This window comes from Bartonella sp. AA81SXKL, assembly GCF_042196945.1.
GTDB lineage: Bacteria > Pseudomonadota > Alphaproteobacteria > Rhizobiales > Rhizobiaceae > Bartonella.
In genome coordinates, this window is sequence record NZ_JBHIRH010000108.1 from 1 (window position 1) to 1,100 (window position 1,100).

General features: G+C 34.4%; 2 protein-coding genes and 1 pseudogene. All 3 read left to right on the forward strand.

Translation table 11 applies throughout. From position 1 onward, the window contains the following. Positions 1-70: 70 nt before the first annotated feature. On the forward strand, positions 71-394 hold the full coding sequence (locus ACFINZ_RS09865) for a DUF1376 domain-containing protein (RefSeq protein WP_375632831.1): 324 nt from the start codon (positions 71-73) through the stop codon (positions 392-394). Beyond that, positions 384-902 carry a DUF1376 domain-containing protein gene (locus ACFINZ_RS09870; RefSeq protein WP_375701422.1) on the forward strand — a complete coding sequence of 173 codons (519 nt, stop codon included), beginning with the start codon at positions 384-386 and terminating at the stop codon, positions 900-902. The genes ACFINZ_RS09865 and ACFINZ_RS09870 overlap by 11 nt, the downstream gene beginning before the upstream one ends. An 11-nt stretch (positions 903-913) precedes the next feature. After that, a pseudogene (locus tag ACFINZ_RS09875) lies at positions 914-1,100 on the forward strand (hypothetical protein); the annotation flags it as partial.

The following is a 1,100-nucleotide window of genomic DNA, read 5'->3' on the forward strand; positions in this document are numbered from 1 at the left end:
AATCCGAAAGATGATAACGAAGCAGATGCTTTAGCAATTTTATATTTAGTTAAAGAAAGGGAATTGGGGTATGTCCAGTAAATTACCATGGACGAGGCTTTTTGCAGACAAGTGGGCAATTGTTGTTGATTATTTGCCTGCTGTAGAGGGCAATATCTATATGCGATTACGGTTACGTATGTTGCATACTGGTGAACCTCTTTTTTATAATATTAAAGTTTTATCTAATTACACGGGTTATTCAGTGAAGAAGTTTGAAGCGGCACTGAATGTTTTGCTTGAAGAAGGATATTTCATTCGTTTAGCAGATGGTCGCTTGTGGAATTTAGATGTTGAAGAGGAATTAAAAGAAGCAGCTTTTATTGAAGAGCAGGAGGGTAATTATGGCAAATAAATTACCTTGGGTACGTAATTTTTATCAAGAGTGGATTATGGACTTTGCTGGCACTGATGCAGCAGAAAAAGCCACTTATAGTACACTCACTGCTTTTATGTATAGAACTTGTGAACCTCTTTATGATGATGCCTCTGTTTTAGCACGTGCTGTTGGCTGTTCAGTACAAACTTTTAAAAAATCATTAGAAAAACTCATTCGAAAAAAATTAATTATCCGCTTGGAAAATGGAAATTTATGGAGTGCACAAGTTGAAGAAGAGTTACTAAATTGCAATGAGAATTTAGAAAAATCTTCAGAAAAGGCATCAAAAGCAGCAAAAGCTAGATGGGATAAAAACAAAGATAAAAGTAATGATGATGCATGTGCAATGCATGAGCAATGCACAAGCAATGCATACGCAATGCACGAGCAATGCTTGGAAATGCACAATAACATTAACATTAACAATAACAAAAAAATAAAAATATTATTTTATCAAAAAGAGAAATTGATTTTGAAAATTTAGAAACAAACGATTTGGTTGAAACGGCAATCGAGTGTGATGATGTTCAATCAGAACAAATCAAAACGATAGAAACCAAACAACCAATCATTCGCGAGCAAAATATCAATCTTTCAAACGAAGTTAACAACCGATGGCAAATTAACGAAGCGATGATTGCGAAATTGCCTTCACGAAAAGTTAAAAAGGTTGGAAAACAAC